20 protein-coding genes and 1 other annotated feature are annotated in these 20,353 nt (G+C 56.5%); of the genes, 3 read left to right on the top strand and 17 right to left on the bottom strand.

The features are described 5' to 3' along the window. Window positions 1-51 precede the first annotated feature (51 nt). From QRN85_RS02750 to QRN85_RS02705, 10 genes are all read right to left on the bottom strand, one after another. Window positions 52-753 carry an ABC transporter ATP-binding protein gene (locus tag QRN85_RS02750; protein ID WP_062587975.1) on the bottom strand — a complete coding sequence of 234 codons (702 nt, stop codon included), beginning with the start codon at window positions 751-753 and terminating at the stop codon, window positions 52-54. Further along, window positions 746-1,486 (bottom strand): ABC transporter ATP-binding protein, encoded by a 741-nt coding sequence (locus QRN85_RS02745; protein ID WP_113091802.1) that lies wholly within the window; start codon window positions 1,484-1,486, stop codon window positions 746-748. The genes QRN85_RS02750 and QRN85_RS02745 overlap by 8 nt, the downstream gene beginning before the upstream one ends. After that, the gene (locus tag QRN85_RS02740) at window positions 1,479-2,456 is read right to left on the bottom strand and encodes a branched-chain amino acid ABC transporter permease (protein ID WP_062587979.1); all 978 of its coding nucleotides are present in this window, start codon (window positions 2,454-2,456) and stop codon (window positions 1,479-1,481) included. Before QRN85_RS02740 ends, QRN85_RS02745 begins: the two co-directional genes overlap by 8 nt. Beyond that, window positions 2,453-3,322 carry a branched-chain amino acid ABC transporter permease gene (locus tag QRN85_RS02735; protein ID WP_062587980.1) on the bottom strand — a complete coding sequence of 290 codons (870 nt, stop codon included), beginning with the start codon at window positions 3,320-3,322 and terminating at the stop codon, window positions 2,453-2,455. The genes QRN85_RS02740 and QRN85_RS02735 overlap by 4 nt, the downstream gene beginning before the upstream one ends. A gap of 69 nt (window positions 3,323-3,391) precedes the next feature. Continuing rightward, window positions 3,392-4,609, bottom strand: coding sequence for an ABC transporter substrate-binding protein (locus tag QRN85_RS02730; protein ID WP_284757145.1), 1,218 nt, complete (start codon window positions 4,607-4,609; stop codon window positions 3,392-3,394). Between the two features lie 55 nt (window positions 4,610-4,664). Beyond that, window positions 4,665-5,282 carry a 3-isopropylmalate dehydratase small subunit gene (leuD, locus tag QRN85_RS02725; RefSeq protein ID WP_284757144.1) on the bottom strand — a complete coding sequence of 206 codons (618 nt, stop codon included), beginning with the start codon at window positions 5,280-5,282 and terminating at the stop codon, window positions 4,665-4,667. 7 nt (window positions 5,283-5,289) lie between these two features. Beyond that, entirely contained in the window at window positions 5,290-6,696 is a 1,407-nt protein-coding gene (leuC, locus tag QRN85_RS02720; protein WP_284757143.1) for a 3-isopropylmalate dehydratase large subunit, read from the bottom strand. A gap of 69 nt (window positions 6,697-6,765) precedes the next feature. Beyond that, on the bottom strand, window positions 6,766-7,689 hold the full coding sequence (locus tag QRN85_RS02715; RefSeq protein ID WP_284757142.1) for a polysaccharide deacetylase family protein: 924 nt from the start codon (window positions 7,687-7,689) through the stop codon (window positions 6,766-6,768). After that, a complete protein-coding gene (locus QRN85_RS02710) occupies window positions 7,689-8,636 on the bottom strand; it encodes a polysaccharide deacetylase family protein (RefSeq protein WP_200939077.1) in 948 nt (315 codons plus the stop codon). Before QRN85_RS02710 ends, QRN85_RS02715 begins: the two co-directional genes overlap by 1 nt. Before the next feature lies 1 nt (window position 8,637). Beyond that, a complete protein-coding gene (locus QRN85_RS02705) occupies window positions 8,638-9,315 on the bottom strand; it encodes an isochorismatase family protein (protein WP_062587989.1) in 678 nt (225 codons plus the stop codon). A 234-nt stretch (window positions 9,316-9,549) separates the two neighbouring features. Here QRN85_RS02705 and QRN85_RS02700 point away from each other — a divergent pair, with 234 nt between their 5' ends. Further along, on the top strand, window positions 9,550-10,086 hold the full coding sequence (locus tag QRN85_RS02700) for a carboxymuconolactone decarboxylase family protein (protein WP_284757141.1): 537 nt from the start codon (window positions 9,550-9,552) through the stop codon (window positions 10,084-10,086). 53 nt (window positions 10,087-10,139) lie between these two features. Here QRN85_RS02700 and QRN85_RS02695 read toward each other — a convergent pair whose 3' ends face one another. Then, on the bottom strand, window positions 10,140-11,606 hold the full coding sequence (locus QRN85_RS02695; RefSeq protein WP_284757140.1) for a SulP family inorganic anion transporter: 1,467 nt from the start codon (window positions 11,604-11,606) through the stop codon (window positions 10,140-10,142). A gap of 68 nt (window positions 11,607-11,674) precedes the next feature. Next, window positions 11,675-11,730, bottom strand: a sequence feature (sul1 is cis-regulatory element that is thought to sense ions involved in sulfur or methionine metabolism; They are found in Alphaproteobacteria). A gap of 140 nt (window positions 11,731-11,870) precedes the next feature. Here QRN85_RS02695 and QRN85_RS02690 point away from each other — a divergent pair. Both QRN85_RS02690 and QRN85_RS02685 read left to right on the top strand, forming a co-directional pair. After that, on the top strand, window positions 11,871-12,113 hold the full coding sequence (locus QRN85_RS02690; RefSeq protein WP_112962254.1) for a hypothetical protein: 243 nt from the start codon (window positions 11,871-11,873) through the stop codon (window positions 12,111-12,113). Window positions 12,114-12,210: 97 nt separating this feature from the next. After that, window positions 12,211-12,570, top strand: coding sequence for a PAS domain-containing protein (locus tag QRN85_RS02685; RefSeq protein WP_113091807.1), 360 nt, complete (start codon window positions 12,211-12,213; stop codon window positions 12,568-12,570). A 5-nt stretch (window positions 12,571-12,575) separates the two neighbouring features. Here the strand turns inward: QRN85_RS02685 and QRN85_RS02680 are convergent, their stop codons facing one another. The 6 genes from QRN85_RS02680 to QRN85_RS02655 form a co-directional block, all read right to left on the bottom strand. Continuing rightward, window positions 12,576-13,553, bottom strand: a complete 978-nt coding sequence (locus QRN85_RS02680; protein ID WP_112962252.1) for a GGDEF domain-containing protein — start codon at window positions 13,551-13,553, stop codon at window positions 12,576-12,578. A 62-nt stretch (window positions 13,554-13,615) separates the two neighbouring features. Then, the gene (locus QRN85_RS02675; protein WP_284757139.1) at window positions 13,616-15,382 is read right to left on the bottom strand and encodes a sensor domain-containing phosphodiesterase; all 1,767 of its coding nucleotides are present in this window, start codon (window positions 15,380-15,382) and stop codon (window positions 13,616-13,618) included. 320 nt (window positions 15,383-15,702) lie between these two features. Continuing rightward, complete coding sequence (gene paoC, locus QRN85_RS02670) at window positions 15,703-17,901, bottom strand: aldehyde oxidoreductase molybdenum-binding subunit PaoC (RefSeq protein WP_284757138.1); 2,199 nt, start codon at window positions 17,899-17,901, stop codon at window positions 15,703-15,705. Between the two features lie 3 nt (window positions 17,902-17,904). After that, entirely contained in the window at window positions 17,905-18,855 is a 951-nt protein-coding gene (locus QRN85_RS02665) for an FAD binding domain-containing protein (protein ID WP_284757137.1), read from the bottom strand. Next, on the bottom strand, window positions 18,852-19,487 hold the full coding sequence (paoA, locus tag QRN85_RS02660) for an aldehyde dehydrogenase iron-sulfur subunit PaoA (RefSeq protein WP_062588008.1): 636 nt from the start codon (window positions 19,485-19,487) through the stop codon (window positions 18,852-18,854). Before paoA ends, QRN85_RS02665 begins: the two co-directional genes overlap by 4 nt. Before the next feature lie 125 nt (window positions 19,488-19,612). Further along, entirely contained in the window at window positions 19,613-20,221 is a 609-nt protein-coding gene (locus QRN85_RS02655; RefSeq protein WP_284757136.1) for a nucleotidyltransferase family protein, read from the bottom strand. Between the last annotated feature and the right edge of the window lie 132 nt (window positions 20,222-20,353).

Here is a 20,353-nt window from a genome sequence, read left to right as displayed (position 1 = left end):
GTTTCTCCGTAAATTATATGCGCCCCGGCAAAATCCGTCCGGGGCGACTTGTCACATTCCGAGGTAGGCCTGGCGCAACTGAGGATCGGCAAGCAGCGTGGCTGCGTCTCCCTGCATCACAAAGCGGCCCTGCTCGATGACATAGGCGCGCTTGGCGACGCTCAGCGACTGCATGACGTTTTGCTCGACCAGCAGCACGGCGACACCATCGGTGTTGATCTTGGTAATCAGGCCGAACATTTCCTCGACCATGATGGGTGAAAGGCCGAGCGACGGCTCATCCAGAATGAGAAGTTCGGGCTCAGACATCATACCGCGCCCGATTGCCAGCATCTGCTGTTCACCGCCGGATAGCGTCCCGGCCAGCTGGTTTAGACGCTCCCGTAGACGCGGGAAAATCTCGCAGATCCGCTCAAAATTCTGTTTCGTGTTGTTTCGTGCGCGGCGAAAGGCGCCCAGCTTGAGATTTTCGCCGACCGACAGGTTCGGAAACACTTTCCGACCTTCCGGAACATGGGCGATGCCCAATGCCACGATGTCCTTCGGCTTCTTGCCCGTAATCGTTTCACCCTTAAAGGTGATCGATCCTGCACTTGCCTTGATGAAGCCGGATATGACGTTGTTCAGGGTGGTCTTGCCAACACCGTTGGAGCCGAGCAGAGCAACGATCTCTCCTGCCTCGACACGCATATCTATTCCCTGCAAGACACTCATCGAGCCGTAGCCTGCGCGGATACCTGAGATATCAAGCATGATTTTCCTCCTGCAGGCGGGCGGCGGCGCCGTGGCCGAGATAGGCTTCCACCACGGACGGGTCCTTGACGAGTTCGCGAGGTGTTCCATGGGCGATCATCTTGCCCTGGTTCAGCACATAGGCCGTTTCGGCAAGTTGCATCACCGCCTGCATGACGTGTTCGATCATCAGGAACGTATGCCCCTCGTCGCGGATCTTCCTGATAATACCAACGATTTCGGTGATTTCGGACGGGATCAACCCTGCCATCACTTCATCAAGCAGCAGAAGCTTCGCGCCGGTCGCAAGTGCACGCGCAAGTTCTAGGCGCTTTCGTCCCGCGATGGTCAGGGAGGAAGCAGGACGGTCGAGCATGGCGCCCATACCCAGCCGCTTGCCGACCTCACGCGCTACAGACATCGCCTCCCGGCGATCATGGTGATGGAGATAGGCACCGACCGCGATGTTTTCCTGAACCGTCAGGCCCGCGAAGGGCTGGACGATCTGGAAAGTGCGGATCATGCCAAGGGCGCAAATGCTATGCGGCGCAAGACCAGTGATATCCTTGCCCTGAAATCGCACCGTGCCTTCGTCGGCTTTGGTAAAGCCGGCAATCATCGTGAAACATGTTGTCTTACCGGCACCGTTCGGCCCTAACAGCCCGACGATGGAGCCCTCGGGAACATCGAGCGATGCGTCAGTCACCGCCTTCAATCCGCCGAAGCGTTTGGAAAGATTGCGAACCTCAAGCATTGTCGTCCTCCTTCTTCTTGAAGGTACCGAGCTTGCCAGCGAGGCCGACAAGGCCATTTGGCAGGAAGCGCAGCGCGCAGATCAGCACGATCGCATAAAGCACGAAGTTCAATCCCGGTGCATTGGGCAAGAGATGCTTGGCACCTTCGCCGAGAAGATGCAGACCGAGCGTTCCCAGGAGCGGCCCCCAGATCGTTCCGGCACCGCCGATGATCGGCCCGATCAGCGCTTCGATCGAAACGGCGCTGCCATAGACCACGTTGCTATCGATGAAGAGCCAGAGCTGGAGATAGAGCACACCGGCCAGACCGCCGAAGGCACCTGATATCGCCATCGCCTGCACCTTGATCTTGTAGGTGTCGATGCCAAGCGCGCGGGCTGCATCTTCGTTTTCTCTCACCGCGATGAGATAGGCTCCGAAGCGGGAGTACTTGATGAATGCGGTCAGCCCCATAACGACAGCAACGACAACCAGCAGAGCCGTATAGGCGATGGTCCGATCATTGAACTGGAGATTTGCCACGCCGGGTGCAAGCGTCAGCTGAAGGCCGCTGCCGCCACCGGTAAAGTCAAATGATGAGGCACAGATACGCAGCACTTCGGCAAAGGCCAGCGTCACCAGCGCGAAGTAGGATCCGCGCAAACCATAGCGAAAGGCGAGCGCGCCAATGAACACTCCCATGAGCGCACCGGCAAGAATGCCAGCGCCGAAGCCCACCCAGGCATTGACACCATATTTGACTTGCAGGATAGCCGAAGCATAGGCGCCGGTGCCGTAAAGCGCGGCATGGCCAAAGGATGACAGTCCCCCGAAACCGCCGGTGATGTTCCACGAGAGCGCGACGACCGCGACGATCAACGCGTTGATGGTAAAGCCCATCCACACGGGCGAGGATGCGAAATAGACCCCGAAGAGATAGGCAAGGGCTGCCGCAATGAGGGCGATCTGCCCGATTGATTGAGGTCTCATGTTCTTGCCCTCCCAAGAAGCCCTGACGGTTTGAAGAGCAGGATGAGGATGAAAGCGAGGAAGATGCCGATCTGGCCAAGGCTTTCGCCAAGGAAAAGACCGCAGAGCGACTCGATGACACCGAGAAGAAGACCGGCCACCAGTGCGCCCAGCAAGCTTCCCATGCCCCCTAGAACGACTGTGGTGAAGGCAACGAGGACGAAGGTGTAGCCAACCTGAGGCGTGATGTAGAATGTCGGCAGCAGAAGACACGCAGCCAGAGCGACACAGGCGGTGCCGATACCAAAACAGACGGCATAGGTATGGTTGACGTCAATGCCGACCAGTTCCGCGCCACGCTTTTCGATAGCGACAGCCCGGATGGCCGAGCCTGTGCGGGTATAGGCCATGAAACACCATAACAGCGGTGCGACGGCGAGGGCGGCGCCAAACGCTATCACGCGACCAAGCGGCAGATAAGCGCCCAGAATTTCGACCGTGTCATATGCGTAGGCGATGTCGGCGGTGCGGGTATTCGACGTCCAGAAGTAAAGCGCGAGATTGTCGATGATCATCGATGCCGCGAGCGTTATGAGCAGCACGTTCTGCTCCGAACCGCTGCTCATCGGCGCTATCAGGCCACGTTGCAGCACATAACCGAGCGCAAAGAAGGCTGGCAGCACGATTGGAATGGCAAGATAAGGATCGACGCCGAAATAGGTGTACAGGAAATACACGGAATAGAGCGCCAGCATCAACAGGCTGCCATGGGCAAAATTAATGATGTGGAGCACGCCGTAGATGAGCGTCAGCCCCAGCGCCACTAGCGCATAGACTGCTCCCATCATAAGGCCGCTCAACACGGCGGGAAATATCAGACTTGACATCAGGGCTCGCCTCTCTGTCGTTTGAAGAGCGCCCCCAGGGACGAAGCCGTCCTTGGGGGCGAGACCGTGTCAGTTCTTGGCAGGAATGGGGAATACCGCTTCGGTCGTCGCATATTCCTTCGGGAAGACCAGTTCGATCTTGTCGCCACGGATCTGCGTGTTGACCGGCCGCGAGTTGACGTTGTCGCCGTTGACGAACTTGGTCGGGCCATAGGGCATGATCGACTTGTCGAAGGTCGATGCCGCCAGCGCTTCCATGACTTTCTGGCGATCAGCCGAGGCGCTGCGCTCCAGAGCATCGGCAATGACCTGGATTGTCGCGTAGGACACCATGACATCATAGGTCAGATCGAGCTTTGCAGCGGCAACGCTTGCCGCAAGCGCCTTAGACTCGTCCTTCGATGGGTCGTACCAGTGATTGCAGTCCATTACATATTGAGCGACTTCCTTGTTTTCGCGCACGAACTTGATGTTCGACGCAGCCCCACCAAGGATCGAATAGATCGCCTTCAACTCAACACGCTGCTGGTTCAGCGCCCTTGCCATCAAGGTGTATTCATTGATGTAATTGGACGGAATAAGGATGTCCGCCTTGGATGCCTTGACGCGCAGCGCAATATTGGAGAAATCGCGCTGGGGTGTCGGATGCGAGATGGTTTCAACGACTTCAATGCCCTGCTTGGGAAGCTGCTCAGCAAGGATCTTCGCCATATTGGAGCCAAAAGGGCCATCTTCGTGAACAATCGCAGCCGTCTTGACGGTGTTGCCCGCGCTGGAATTAAGCAGCTGGAGGTTTTCCAGAGCGACGCTGGTGCACTTGTTGACGCCCGGCGTGAAGCGGAAAACATTCGGCAGGCCGCGCTGGACGACCGTTTCTGCGGTACCGATGGAGAAGACCTGCGCGAGATTGTACTTCGCAGCCGCCTGAGAGGATGCAAGACCAAGCGCCGATGCCGTTGCACCGGTAAAGGCACAGGCTTCGGCCTGCACAAGGGTGTCGACAGCAGAAGCAGCGGCTTCCGGACGGCTTTGCGCATCCACCACCACGAGCTCGATCTTTGCGCCGCCCATGCTCTTGATGCCGCCTGCAGCATTGATGGCATCAGCCGCAAATTTGGCGCCCGCCGCGCTCTGCGTACCATTATAGGCAAGATTGCCGGTCAGCGGTTCGATGACGCCCACCTTTACGGTAGCCGCCTGCGCGCGCAGGATGGATGGCGCTGCCAGACCGACCGCAAGTGCGCCGGAGACTTTTAAAAGATTACGTCGTTCAATTTTGAATGTCATTTTTGTGCTCCCAGTTTTTTTGTGAGACGGCGAAAGAAACTCGCTGGTCCGCCCGTCAACGGCCCAGCCAGGAATGCGACGCCATTCGATCGGTTTCGAATGCCGAAATCTGCTCCATAAACGTCAGGGTCATCTCGATCTCATCGAGACCGCGCAAAATGCAGTCGCGTGCAAAGGGATCGATAATGACGGGGTGAGTGCCGAGATTGCCCGGCAGAACCACCTCTCCCGCCTCCAGATCGACTGTGACCTGTGCATCGGGAAAGCGAGAGATGTGCTCGGCAAGCGCGTCGCAGGTCTCCGCCGACAAGCGGACGGGTACCAGCCCGTTCTTCAGCGCGTTGTTGAAGAAGATATCACCGAAGCTTGGCCCGATGACGGATCTTATCCCGTGATCCACGAGGGCATAGACCGCACCTTCGCGCGAAGAGCCACAGCCGAAGTTATCCTCGACGACCAGTATTGTGGCAGCATCCGCACCGGGTCGGTTCAATGGAAATGCGGGATCGAGCTCTTTCTCTTCAGTACGACGGATGTCATGAAACAGGAACTGGCCGTAGCCCTCCGCACGGTCCGCCTTCAGGAAGCGTCCCGGAATGATCTGGTCCGTATCGCAATTGACGCCAGGGATAGCGATTGCTTTGGACGTTTCGCGTGTGAATGCCTTCATCATATTGCCCTCACATCCTTCTAACGTCGGTCAGACAGCCGCTGATAGCGGCAGCGGCCGCCATGGCAGGGCTGACCAGATGGGTACGAGCCCCCGGCCCCTGACGCCCGACGAAATTGCGGTTCGAGGTTGAGGCGCACCGCTCGCCGGGACCGACCACGTCACCATTCATGGCCGCGCACATGGAACAGCCGGACTCCCGCCATTCGAAACCGGCATCACGAAACATGCTGGCAATGCCTTCGGCTTCGGCCTGAGCTTTAACCTGGGTTGAGCCTGGCACCACGATGGAGGGAATAACCGCCTTGCGTCCCTTCAGAATGGCTGCAGCCGCGCGAAGGTCCTCGATCCGGCTGTTGGTGCAAGAGCCGATAAAGACCTTGTCCAGCTTCAGGCCGTCGAGCGGCGTGCCCGGCGAAAGCTCCATATATTCGAGCGACTTCGTTGCTGCCTTGCGCTTGTCAGCGTTATCGAAGCATGTTGGATCGGGTACCCGACCCATGATGGAAACGGCATCTTCTGGACTGGTTCCCCATGTCACCATCGGTGCGATATCTGCGCCATTGAGACTGACTTCGGCATCGAAAAACGCTTCGTCATCGCTTGAAAGCGTTCGCCAGTGCGCGGTTGCACGATCCCATTCCTGTTCGGACGGCGCAAAGCGACGCCCCTTCACATAGGCAAAGGTTGTTTCGTCCGCGGCCACCATGCCAAAGCGGGCAGCAGCTTCAATCGACATGTTGCAGAGGGTCAATCGACCCTCTATCGAGAGATCCCGAACGACCTGCCCGGCGAATTCAATGGCATGTCCACCGGCGCCTGCCGCACCGATTTTTGCAATCAGCGCCAGCATAACGTCCTTTGCCGTCACGCCCTGGCCCAGCACACCGTCAATCGTCACGCGCATGGTTTTCGGGCGAGACTGCCACAGCGTTTGAGTGGCGAGCACATGAGCATTTTCGGACTGGCCGATGCCGAAAGCGATTGCGCCGAGCGCGCCTTGCGTTGACGTATGGCTATCCGAACAGACGATGGTCAGACCCGGCAGCGTAATCCCCTGTTCAGGTGCAACGACGTGCACAATGCCCTGCTCCCGGCTGGAAAGCCCGAAGTGCCGCATTCCGCCCCATTCCATATTCTCATCGAATGTGTCGATCATATGCGCGATTGCAGGACTTGCGGCATCGCCAGACGTTCTCCCGAGCGTCGGTACGTAATGGTCTGCAACGCCAAAGATCTGCTGCGGACGGCGAGGCTTCAACCCGCGTCTTCTCAGATCAGCGAAGGCATGAAAGCTGCCCTCGTGAATCATGTCACGGTCGATATACAGAAGCGACGGGCCAGCCGGATGTCGCAATATCTCATGCTCATCCCATATCTTGCCCAACATTGTGCGCGGTGCGGATGCTTGCGCCATAAGCTGATCTTTCTTTATTCAAAGGCTTTCCAGAAAGCGGCTTTCGCCGCCTCCGGATGTGTCAACGCATCACTTGCCCGCGCGGAAAGCCGCACAGATGTCTCCCACAGGGGCATTCCAGACGCCCTCGTGGGACAGGATGTAATCCAGCGCTTCACGCAGATATTCGACGCGGTAAGGCATTCCGGACACCCAGCTATGCAGCGGCAGGCTCATGACGCGACCGCCATATTGGCCGCTTTCGCGGTAGAGCACGTCGAAGCGGTCCTTAACCTGCTGCACCCATTCGGCTTCCGACTGAAAATATTCGTCGGCAACCACGCGGTCATCGGTCTCATAAGCCATCGGCATGGCAAGCAGAGTGCCATTGCTTGTCTGCATCTCGTAAGGAAGATCGTCATTGGCCCAGTCCAGGCTGTAAGCAACGCCATTACGAGCCAAGAGATCGGGCGTCTTGAAACCCTGCGCGCGGCCGGGCGACAGCCAGCCTTCCACCTTCTGCCCGCTCGCCTCGCGCAAAAGGGAGAGCGCCTCGGCGATGATTGCGTTTTCCTCCTCCTCGCCAAGCCCCGAGTGGTGGACCTTGCCCATATCAAGACCGTGCGCGATGATTTCATGCCCGCCTCTGACCACGGCATCGATGAGAGCCGGGTATCGCTGTGCGATCACGCCGTTTATTGCAAAGCTGGTTTCAAGGTCTTTTTCAGCAAGCAGCTTGAGAATGCGGAAAATTCCGATCCTGTTTCCGTAATCCCGGTTGGTGTAATAGCGGAAATCCGGATAGGGCATGGACAATGCCCCTGGCGCCTTGAATGGCTTGGACGGCATATCAAGCGGAAAATGCTGGACATGCGTTACAATCGAAAGCGCGATGCGAGCGCCATCTGGCCAGACAACCGGCTTGCGGGCGAATAAATCGCTCCACTCGTAACGATCATGATCCATGCCATAGCGGCGGGCGGGATAGTTGAGATAGTCTTCAGGCATAGACATCAGCGCGCACCTTTCCCTGAATTGTGGGCAGCCATGGCGGCATTCATCGCGTCATAGGCACCGCTGGAATGGTAGGCTGCGGCGATTTCGCGACCTGTCGTCTGCCATACGCCCTCATGCCCTGCGATGTAGTCGATGGCTTCGGCGAAGGCATCGATGCGGTGTGGCTGTCCGACCAGATAGGGATGCAAGGGAATGCACATGACCGTGCCGCTCTCGCTACCTTCCTTGTAAAGCTGATCGAACTGACGCTTGATGATTTCGCCGTAATGGCGCGGCGTAACCTTCTGGCTGTTGTAAACGATCACATCGTTCATCTCGAGCGAATAAGGCATCGAAATCAGCTTGCCGGATTTGACCTTGACCGGCATGGGCTGGTCGTCGTGGAACATGTCGCAGGTATACTGAATGCCCGCTTCAGACAGGATATCCATCGTCCAGAAATTGTTGGACAGAGCCGGAGACAGCCATCCAGCCAGTTCCTGACCGGTGTGTTTGCGCACCGTATCGAAGGCATCGCGAATGATCGCCCGCTCCTGCTCGATGTCGAGATTATAGACATAGCGCGTGTTGTAGATGCCGTGGGAGAAGAACTCCCAGCCACGGTCCGCACAGGCCTTGATGATTTCCGGATGGTGATCGCAAAGGGCGACATTGAGGGAAACAGAGCCGCGAAATCCGGCATTATCCATCGCAGCCATCATGCGCTGCCAACCGGCCCGGTTCCCGTAATCCCGGTGGGAGTATTGAAGAACATCCGGATTGGGACGAGCCCACGGCGTGCGGGTAGGATTGTTTGGAGGATCATACTCATAGAATTCGATATTCGGAGCGATCCAGACGGCGATCTTCTTGTTATCGGGCCAGACGATCTTCGGGCGGTTGGGCCACGGCAGATAATCGTAAAGACCCAGATCCGACTTCATGTCGGTTTTTTCGGCGGCCATCTTAGCGGACCTCCGGCTGATAGTTTTCATACCAGGCAATGGCGTCCGATACCGGGATCACATCGCCGTATTTGACCGAAATGTCATAGAGATTGGCGAAATGCGGGCTCTCGTGCTTATCCGCCACGCATTCCTCGGGAACGATGACGCGATATCCGCGCGAGATCGCATCCACCACACAGGCACGCACACAGCCGGATGTGGAGCCACCCGTGAGAATGACCGTATCACACTGATGCCAGACCATCAGCGACTGGAGATTGGTCTCATGGAAGGGCGAAGCCATGCGCTTGTTGATAATGATGTCCTTGACGTGATCGATCTGCAGGCGCGGATCGAACTCGGCACGGCGCGAACCAACCTTGATGTTCTGCAGGGAGTCCGGCGTATCGGTACGCGTTCCCCAGACGCCGCAGTCCTCGCCAGATTCCATATAGGCCACATAGGTCCAGGTGATGGGGAGACCCTTGGCGCGAGCAAGGTTCGAAAGTGTATTGACGTATTCGAGCTGCTGCGGATCGGTCTCATAGGCAGAGATAAACTCACCGACAGAGGTGTAGGCACATTGCAGATCGATATTGATCAGCATTGGCTTGCGCCCGAACCCAAATCGTCTGCGGGTTGGGTTTGCCTTGGCCTTCTCGTACAATTGACGGGCGGTTAGCGATGAGATTTCCATGACGACCTCCTATGCACTGCAGCCTCCCCGCGCGGTCCATTACACAGACCACTTCCTCAGCAGGAAGGATGCTCTATTATTTCTATTGTTATCACTTTATATCATTTGTAAAGCTCATTTCCGACCTCTCGCCATCTTCTTTTAGGAGTCGCTTTCTGTCTGTGCAAATGCCTGCAACCCTTGGCTAAAATGCTGATGAATTGAGCAACGAACCCACCATCGACGGAGGAAAACATGCCAATATCGCCCTGCCCGCCTATTGAAGATTCTGATTGGCCAAGCTCCGTCGCCGACATGCGAGAAGGATTCGCGGGCAAGCTGAACGTCTATCGCACCATGGCGCACCACCCCTCCCTCTTGAGAAGTTGGGCACCGCTTCGCCAGCATATCGTCGTTGACAATGCACTGGGGCCGATCAGATCCGAAATCGTGATTTTGAGAACTGGCCACCGGCTTGGATCAAGCTATGAGTGGGCTCATCATGTGAGCAGGGCGCGGTCTCTTGGCCTTAGCGATGAGCGCATTCGAGCTGTTGCTGCGATGCCTGAAGGAGAGGACGGCTTGATCGTGCAGGCGGTCGACGCTCTTTTTGACCTGCGTCACATTCCTGCTGCGCTGGAGCGCGAACTCGCAGACAGCATTGGCCGTGAAGCCATTTTTGATCTGATCGCCACGGTTGGCTTCTACATCACACTAGGCGGCATCCTGATGACGTATGAAACACCTATCGATGACGCGATCGCGTCCGAACTGGAAGCAAATCCAATTTAGGCGGTTCGGAGGACGCGAGCCTTCGCGTCCTCCAGAAGCATTGCAGGGTGCTGTCAGACTTCTTTGAGTTTGACCGGACCGTTCAGTTGCTCGATCAGTGTTGAACTTGCAGCGTTCAAACCGATCACCTTGACCGCAACGCCGTGCTTTTCAAAACGCTCTGTCACCCTTTCGAGCGCAGCGACCGCGGTGATATCCCAGAAATGTGCCTTTGAGACATCGATGAGGACAGACATACCCTCGGCCGCTTCCGTGTCGAAAGCATCCACAAACACATCTGCGGAGGCGAAGAACACCTGACCGGAAACCGTGTAAGTCACACGGCGCGCTTCTTCATCGGTTTGGGTTTCCACACGCAAAAGGCGCGCGACCTTGAATGTGAAGAAGACGCCGCTCAGCAACACGCCAACGGCAACACCAAGAGCGAGGTTCTCGCTGAGAACAGTCACGATAACAGTTACGCCCATGACGGCGCTCGACATTTTCGGATGCACGACAAGGGTCTTCACCGACGACCAGTCAAACGTGTCTATGGAAACCATGATCATGATCGCGACGAGCGCTGCGACAGGAATCTGCGAAACCCAAGGCTTCAGCAGCACCATGAGGACAAGCAGGAAAACGCCCGCGAAAAGCGTGGAAAACCGGCCCCGGGCGCCGTATTTGAGGTTGCTGACCGTCTGCCCGATCATGCCGCACCCTGCAATTCCGCCAAAAAGGCTTGCTGCGGTGTTGGCTATGCCGAGGCCGGTACATTCCCGGTTTTTCGAACTCGGCGTTCCCGTCAGATCGTCCACAACACTTGCTGTCATCATGGATTCGAGCAAGCCGACCATTGCGATGGCCAGCGCAGGCCCTGCAATAATGCCAAGTGTCTCAAGGGTCAGCGGAACGGCAGGCCAACTGAAAATGGGAAGAGAATCCGGTAATTTGCCCAGTTCTGCAACCGTCATGACAGGAAGATCAAACAGGATTGCAGCACCGGTCAGAACCAGAATGCAAATCAGGGGTGACGGTATCGCGTCCGTCACTCTTGGGACGATGTAAATCACCGCCAGTCCTGCAGCCAACATGCCGTAAGCCAGCAAATCGCCGCCAAGAATGTGCGGAAGCTGGGCAGCGAAGATGAGCATCGCAAGCGCGTTGACGAAGCCAGTGCGTACCGACTTGGACACAAAGCGCATCAGGACGCCAAGGCGAAGGATGCCGAACAGAATTTGTATCATGCCGGCCAGAAGGCCTGCAGCAAAAAGGTACGGCAAGCCATGCGTATGCACCAGAGGGGCAGCAACCAAGGCGACCGAGCCTGCGGCAGCAGAAATCATGGCCGGACGACCACCGGTGAAGGCGATCACGATACCGATAACAAAAGAAGCGAAGAGACCCACTTGAGGGTCAACGCCGGCCACGAACGAAAAGGCGATGACTTCGGGGATCAGCGCGAATGTCGCGACGGCTCCCGCGAGCATTTCGCGAATAGGATTGGCAGACCAATCCCGACGGAGAGATGTGAGTAGCATGTGATGAAATCTCGCAAAGCATGAAACGGACGCATTGGGCGTCGGTGGTATTTGTCATGCAGGTTTTGCGTTGTCTGGCGGATCGGCGGCCAGAAGAGCCACCCGGAGTTTCACCGGGTCCGTGGTGAGTAAGCTCCTAATAAAGGATATCGTGTGCGATGCAACATGAAAATGCGTGCGCTCAACAGCCACGCAACCTTGTTTTTACAGGGGAACCAATCGCGACTGACAGGGTTAGGGGTTGTCAAAGGCAAGGAGAACCCCATGAAGATCTTGAGCTTGGCGATCTGCGTTGTATCCGCTGGCGTGCTCAGCGGCTGCGTCGATGACAGAGGCTACCGAGGCGGCGGCTATTATTCTTCGTCCGTCCATAGCCGTGGTTACGATGACAACCGCTACTTCCGCGACAGAGACTTCCGACGAGACCGCGACCGTGACTGGCGCGACAATCGCGGCGGATACCGAGGCGGCGATAGAAAGATCGTGTACGGCGTCATCCGGCGTTAACAGACCACTGGAGAAACGAAACGCCGTGCGGTAGCACATCTCGTCGGTCACTAGGATTACCGTTGCGTTTCGTGGGTTGGGGAGTGAATTGGTGTATATGGAGAGGCTGGAAAGCTCCGAAATTGAAGCCGGGATTTACACGTGGTCGATGGAAGACGATCGGCTGTATGGGGACACCGCGGTTGCCGCTCTGTTTGGGCTGGACCCCTTGCAGACCGTCAGGGGTCTGCCCTTGGCGTCGTACATGGAACGTGTCCATTTGGACGACAGGCCCGGTCTGGCTGCGCTAATAGCGAAAGCGGTCAGGGATGGTCGACCACATAATGCTGAATACAGGGTTCGAAACGCACATGGTGAATTCGAATTCGTGATGTCGTCCGGCCGGTGTTTCCATGGCCCAGACGGCACCCCGGCGATTTATTCCGGCATCATATATCCCTTGCAGAAGCTCAATTGACCAGATCAGGCGACGGCTGTCTGCGTGGACTGGAGTGGCTCAAAAGAGCGATTGAACCATTCCCAGTCATGGGTGTGGTTTCGCTTCAAGCGATAGAGGGCCTGATCCGCTGCGTGGAGTAGCGTTTCGAGATTTCCAGCATGATGGGGGTAGAGGCTGGCCCCGACAGTCGCCCCAACGTCAATCTCTTCGCCCTGGATGATAAAAGGTTTGGCAAACGCATCTGAGATGCGCTGACAGATCTTCTCTGCGTCATCCTGATCTTCGAGATCGGTGAGAAGGATCGCAAACTCGTCACCACCCATCCGCACCACCGTGTCATCCTGGCGGACCGATTGCCGCAGACGAATGGCCACCATCCGCAAGATATCATCTCCGGCGGCATGTCCGAAATAGTCGTTGATCGGTTTGAAGTTGTCGAGGTCGATCATCAGGATGGCAATCATCCGCTGCGACGCCGTCGCAAGACTTCTCGCCATCTCGCTGTCCCAATGCTCCTGCAACGCCCTTCGATTGCCCAGACCGGTCAACGGGTCCTCATAGGCAATCCGCTTCAGGGCGCTTTCAGCAAGCTTCTGAGTGGACAGGTCCTCGTAGGTCGCCATCCAAAGATTGAAGTCGTGGAGGACGATACCTCTGTGGAGCACGACGATGGTCTTGTCGTTGATATCATTGATGTGCAATTCGAGCGGCTGCACCTCGGTTATGCCGCGACGTCCACAATTCCAGAATTCGTCCCATCTTTGCCGGGCCTGGGCCTTTTCGGCCTCATCAGCATAGGTCTGGCTGACCCATTGATCGATTGTGGCGAAATGACCGTTCTGGTATCCGAATGTCTTCGTGAAAGCCCTGTTGACGAAGCGCATGTTGCCGTCCGGCAGTGACGCCCAGGTCAAAGGCACCGGAAGCGCATCAAGGATGAATATCAAGTCGTCATCAAACCTGATCGTACCGCTGGCCATTCGCGCAAATATGTCTTTCATATCGGGATGCCTCTCTGGTGACGGATGCAACGCTCTTGAAACGGATGCTGCCTTCTGGCGGCTTACGCCGAGAGCAAAGCAGCCGGCTGGTCTCGTTCCACAAGCCAGTTGAACAGATCATCGCCCCGGATGGGTCGGGACAGCCAATATCCCTGTAATTCGTCACAACCCATCGCTCGAAGCAGATTGACGGCCTCGACCGTTTCCACCCCCTCAGCAACCACCCGATATGCAAGACTGTGGGCAAGATCGATCATCGAACGCACAAGTGTGCGCTCGCGATTGCCATTTTCCATTTCCGATACGAATGAACGGTCAATCTTGACAACATCCGCCGGTAGTTTCTGAAGGTAGGCTATGCTGCTGTAGCCGGTGCCGAAATCGTCGATCGCCAACTGGAATCCAGCAGATTTCAGCTTGTCCAGCAAACCGAAGGCGCCCTCAGTTTCCTTCATCATCACGGTTTCAGTCAATTCCAGTTCAATCTGGTCTGGGCGAACCATGTGGGTGGAAAGCTTTGACATGATTCTTTCGAAGAAATCCTGCTCATCCAGATTGGCCGCAGAAAGGTTGATCGACAGCTTGAAATGCAGACCATGAGCACCCCAGGAAGCCAAATTCGACAAGGCCTCGTCAACCACCCAGTCCGTCAGTTGACGGGCAAAGGAGGACGCTTCGATTACCGGTATGAATTCCACTGGTGATATCGGCCCAAGCACGGGATGGTCCCATCTCAGCAACGCCTCAGCACTACCAATCTCACCAGTCCGCAGGTCCATACGGGGCTGAAATACCAGGGAAAGCTGGTCTGTTGCAGTCAGCGCGCCTTTGAAGTCCTGTAGTATTCTGAAATTGCGCCGGTGTCGAAGATCCATGGCCGGGGAGAAAAGGCCGATCTTGTTGCAGCTCTCACTGGCGTCCTGCACCGCACTTTGCAAGGAGCGCAGTACATCTTCAGGCGATAGAGACGCAGGCTGGAACGCGACGATGCCGATCGACGGCGTCATCGACATCTGCAAGTCGCCGTCCAGCTCGATCTCGCGAAGTTTGCCGGCCAGAAGATCGACATAGGCATCCACTGCGATACCGGCGGGGGCAAAGAATGCGAACTGTGTCGGACCAATATGATATGGGACTCTATCGTCTCCCACATGGTCGCGAAGAAGCTTCGCGACTTTTTGTATCACCGTATCGAAATAGGATGGCCCCAGAACGCGTGACAGGCGCTCGAACTGTTCCGTCTGCGCAAGGTTCAACAGGCTGATGATCCACTCCTCGCGCGGGTGGTTCAAGGCCATGTCGGAGAGGTCATTCAGAAGCTGAAACCTGTTTGGTAGTCCGCTGATGGGCTCGATTCTGCCCAGAGCATGGGTCAACTCCACCTGATCCATGACCATGGCCGCCAGGTCACAGAGCGTCGCCATTTCTTCGTCAGTAACATCTCTCGGCTCCGTGCCGAGCACGCAAAGTGCACCTAAACCAAAGCCGTCTACCGTTACCAGCGGAGCCCCGGCGTAAAACCGTATGCCCGCGGCGCCTAGGGTACTATCCGCAAAACAGGAATCTGACTGAAAATCACGGATGACAAAGGGGCGGCAGGTTTCGGCCACCTCGGCACAAGGCGCTTTTTCGCGCGGAATTTCATTATGCTCGACCCCGACCTTCGACTTGAACCATTGGCGGTTCATATCCGTTAGCGAGACGGCGGCGATTGGAAGGCCAAATATGTTGGCCGCAAGCCGTGTAATTCGATCAAAATTCTCACTTGGCAAAGTGTCGAGAAGACGCAAGTTTTTCAGACTGGCCAGTCGCGCGATTTCGTCCTGCATGCTCAAATCCGTGGCAACGCCCTCGTATGTTCATACGAGCGGGCCCTCAAGTTGTGGTTCGGTACATTTTTGATGAGGCGATGTCGGGGGGCGGCATTCGGAGGCAAATGTGGAGGCCGGACAGTGTCGGGGCATCATGCCCAAGCTTATTTCAAGTTCTTGATGGAGCGTTTTACGACACAATAAGCCCATCAGATGTTAATCGTTCCATCGGACCTTTTATGATGGTTACGAAAAGCTATACGAAATTTGCGGCATTCTAGTACGCGAATAACCCGCTGCCGTACGATGGCAGCGGGTTCGATTTGACGGTATCCTGCCTAAGCGACCTCTGGCAGACCGCTGATGATCTTATCCAGTGTCATGGGATAATCCCGTACCCGAACGCCGGTCGCATTGTAGATCGCATTTGCGATTGCGGCCGAGACGCCGCAAAGACCAAGCTCTCCAACGCCCTTCGCCTTCATCGGCGATGACATCGGATCCGTTTCGTCGAGGAAAATGACATCCTGATGCGGGATGTCGGCATGAACGGGCACTTCATATCCAGCAAGGTCATGATTGACGAAGAAGCCTCGGCTTGTATCGACAGCCAGCTCTTCCGAGAGTGCGCCACCTGCCCCCATCGTCATGGCGCCAATGACCTGGCTGCGCGCCGTGATCGGGTTCAGGATTCGTCCTGCTGCACAGACAGCCAGCATTCGGCGAATCCGGGTCTCGCCCGTTGCGGCGTCAACGCCGACCTCTACGAAGTGAGCGCCGAAAGTAGACTGCTGGTGGGTCTTGGTCAGATCGCCCCACTCCATCGTGTCTTCACCGACAAGCCCTTCTGCGCCAGCGGCTTCGGCAAGCGGAACCGTCCTGTTGCCGGATTTTACAGAACCGTCTTCGAACACGGCATCTTCGGAGTTGAAGCCCAGCTTCTGCGCGATTGCCTCACGCAGCTTGATGCAGGCAGCATAAACGCCTGACGTCGACGAGTTTGCCCCAAACTGACCGCCGGATCCGGCTGAAATCGGGAAGCGGGAATCGCCAAGCTGCACCGCCACCTTATCGACAGTAACGCCCATCATCTCAGCAGCTGTCTGGGCGATGATCGTATAGCTGCCCGTCCCGATATCCGTCATGTCGGTTTCAACCGTGATGATACCGTCTCTCCCCAGTTTGACGCGGGCTGCCGAAGGAAGCACCAGATTGTCACGGAAGGCAGCAGCAACGCCCATGCCGATCAGCCAGTTCCTTTCCTTCTTCGACGCAACCTTTGGACGGTTGCTCCAGCCGAATTTTTCCGCACCCAGCTTGAGACAACCGATGAGATCGCGGTGGGAGAATGGACGTTCCGGGTTTTCAGGATCAACCTGCGTGTCATTGACGATGCGGAACGCGATAGGGTCCATACCGACCTTCTCAGCCATTTCATCAATCGCTATTTCAAGCGCCATCAGGCCCGGCGCTTCGCCCGGCGCGCGCATGGCATTCCCCTCAGGAAGATTGAGAGTGGCAAGGCGCATTGACGTCTGGCGGTTGGCACCAGCATAAAGGAGCCTCGTCTGATTGACGGCCGTTTCCGGCACGCCGCCAGGCAAATCGCCTGACCAGCTTTCATGGCCAATTGCGGTGATCTTGCCATCCGGTCCAGCGCCGATGCGAATACGCTGGATTGTCGCAGGCCGGTGCGTCGTGTTGTTCATGATCATAGGTCGCGGCAGTGCCAGCTTTACTGGCCGACCAGCTTCCTTGGCGCCAAGTGCAGCCAGCAACGCGTCTGCTCGCAGGAACAATTTGCCGCCGAAACCGCCGCCGATGAACGGCGACATCAGGTGAATCTTTTCCTTGTCGACGCCCAAGGTCGTCGCGAGGTCAGACCTCCACCAATCGATCATCTGGCTCGAAGTCCATATGGTCAACTCACCATCGTGCCATGCTGCGATGGATGCGTGGGGTTCCATCATCGCATGGGACTGGTCCGGTGTTTTGTAGGTCTGGTCGAGCGTGATCTGAGCAGCGGAAAATGCCTGGTCGAAATCGCCTACTGCCGTATCTGGCTTCTGTGAATCGTCCGGCTTCTTGGCTGCGCCCTTTTCAGCACTCAGATCGAACGCGCCTTTCTCTTCGGTATAGTCGACCTTGATTAGGGATGCGGCTGATCGCGCCTGTTCGAAAGTCTCGGCTACGACAACAGCAATCGCCTGATGATAATGCTGGACCTCGTCGCCACCGAAGAGATTGGCGGTGTTGTATTCGCCTTTCTCAAGCTTGCCAACATCAAGGGTCGTTACAACGGAGATGACACCGGGCGCTTTTTTCGCCTCTGTCACATCCATCGAATTTATCCGCCCCTTGGCAATGGCAGCGCCCACCGGATAGCCGTAGGCATATTTCATGGACGGGTCATGCCACTCATAGGCATACATCGCACGGCCTGTCGTCTTCAGTTCGCCATCGATACGGTGAATTGGCTTGCCGACGACTTTGAGGCGATCGATCGGATTTGTCGTTGCTGGTGTGTCGAATTTCATGGCTTAACCCCTTGCTTCAGACAGGACAGCACCGAGCGTGCGCTCGACCAACTCGACCTTGAAACGATTTTCTTCAGTGGGCTTGGCATTCTCAAGAATGCGGCTCGCAGTGGCTTTCGCGCCGTTCGGCAGCTCCGCCTCCGCTGCTTCTACACGCCAAGGCTTGTGAGCGACACCGCCGACAGCGACACGCCCGGTCCCATCCTGCTGAATGACGGCGCCGACCGAAATCAACGCGAAAGCATAGGACGCGCGATCTCTGACCTTGCGGTATATGTGCTTGCCTCCAACCGGTGGCGGAAGTGTAACGGCAGTGATGAACTCGCCTTTTTCAAGCGAAGTTTCGATGTGAGGCGTATCGCCAGGCAGACGGTAAAAATCGTCAATGGGGATGGTGCGTTTCGCGCCGTCAGCCTTAACAGTTTCAACCGAAGCGTCCAGCGCACGCATTGCGATAGCCATGTCGCTTGGATGGGTAGCAATGCAGGCGTCACTGACACCGACAACCGCGTGTTGGCGGCTGAAACCGCCAATGGCGGAACAGCCGCTACCCGGCTGCCGCTTATTGCAGGGTTGGTTAGTGTCGTAAAAATACGGACAGCGTGTGCGCTGCAGAAGATTGCCCGCAGTGGTCGCCTTGTTGCGAAGCTGGCCGGATGCGCCTGCAACAAGCGCACGCGAGAGCAGTCCATAATCACGCCGAACCGTAGCATCTGAGGCGAGATCAGTGTTTCTGACCATCGCCCCCACCCGCAGCCCGCCGTTCTCGGTGGTCTCGATCTTATCGAGGCGAAGACCGTTGACGTCGATCAGATGCGTGGGGGTTTCGATTTCCAGTTTCATAAGGTCGAGGAGGTTGGTGCCGCCAGCGATGAATTTAGCACCGGGATTTGATGCCGCAGATTTGGCTGCTGCTTCCACGGAGGAAGCACGCTCGAATGTAAAGGCCTTCATGCTGTGATCCCTCCGACTTCCGATATCGCATCAAGAATGTTGGAGTACGCCCCGCATCGACAGATGTTCCCGCTCATACGTTCGCGAACTTCATCGGCTGTCAGTGGAGCGGGACTGTTGAGATCTTCGGTGACGTGGCTTGGAATATTTGCTTTGATTTCTTCCAGCACCGCCACGGAGGAACAGATCTGGCCCGGTGTGCAGTACCCGCACTGGAAGCCGTCATGCTTTGCAAATGCTTCCTGCATCGGATGCAGATTACCGGGCTGACCCAGCCCCTCGATTGTGGTGACTTCGTCACCATCATGCATGACCGCCAGCGTCAGACAGGAATTAATGCGTTTGCCGTCTACCATGACCGTGCAGGCACCGCACTGGCCATGGTCACAGCCTTTTTTCGTGCCCGTCAGGTGAAGGTTTTCACGTAAGGCGTCGAGCAATGTCGTCCTGTTGTCGACATCGAGATCATGGCTTTTGCCGTTGACCGTAAAGTGGATTTTTGTGCTGTAATTCATCTGGCTCCCCGGAGACTGAGCCACCGCTTGACCGGCGACACCCGTGGCCGCGATCGTCGCGGCAGAGGTGATAAGTAAATTTCTTCGGGAAAGTTCCAGTTGGATGCTATCCTGCATGTCCAGATCCGCTTCACTTGTTTTGAGGTAAAGCTAAACGAAGCTGACGATCAAAAGTGCCCTCCAAGAACGAAAAGTTGAACGGCTCAGCGCTAAGGATGATCTCTCGGACTCAATCAACTCGGCTAGAATTTGGCGGGCATGCCTCCAGCTGCGGCAATAGCTTCGGGGGTGTCCACATCATTCCGCGCAGCCAGGCCCAATTCGACACCGATGATCGGCAATCCCGAGGTTTCAATCAACCGGCGTGCGCCGCTGTCACCTGTCAGATGCAAGACGCTTCCATATAGCGATCTTGGCATAATGACCGGATTGCCTGGCTTTTCACCGCAGACGGCACGAACGACAGAATTGCCTCCAGCTTCATGAAACACATCGATCATGCGGTCCAAGTGAGAGGTGGAAATTTCCGGCATATCTGCCAACATGACCATAACGCCATCCGCGTTTTTTGCCTGATCCGTGGCAAAGCCCTGGGCTATGGAACTTGCCATGCCGCTCGCGTAATTTTCATTGATCGTCACAGTGACATCGAGATCATTGAGCGCAGCTGCCAGCGCCTCATGCTGATGGCCCAGCACGACAACAACGGCCGAAGCCTTGCTCGACTTTGCAACCCGCGCCATCTTTCGAAGCAATGGCAGCCCTTCAAATTCCGCCAAGAGCTTATGAAAGCCCTGGCTCGCGGTCCGGCTGGATGTTCCTGCCGCCAGAAGAATGATCGTAACGGACATTCCGTTGCTCCTCGTCGTCACCTACACACATTAAGACGATATCATCGCCGCAGGCCATTGCTGCATTCAACGCCGCGCATTCCAGCAAGATCCAGGCGGCAAGAAACTTGTTTGCCCGAAAGGTTGTGCGGA

This window comes from Agrobacterium sp. fls2-241-TYG-188a (assembly GCF_030209845.1).
The sequence above is the reverse complement of the archived record's forward strand: the minus strand, read 5'-3'. Positions and strand labels throughout refer to the sequence as shown.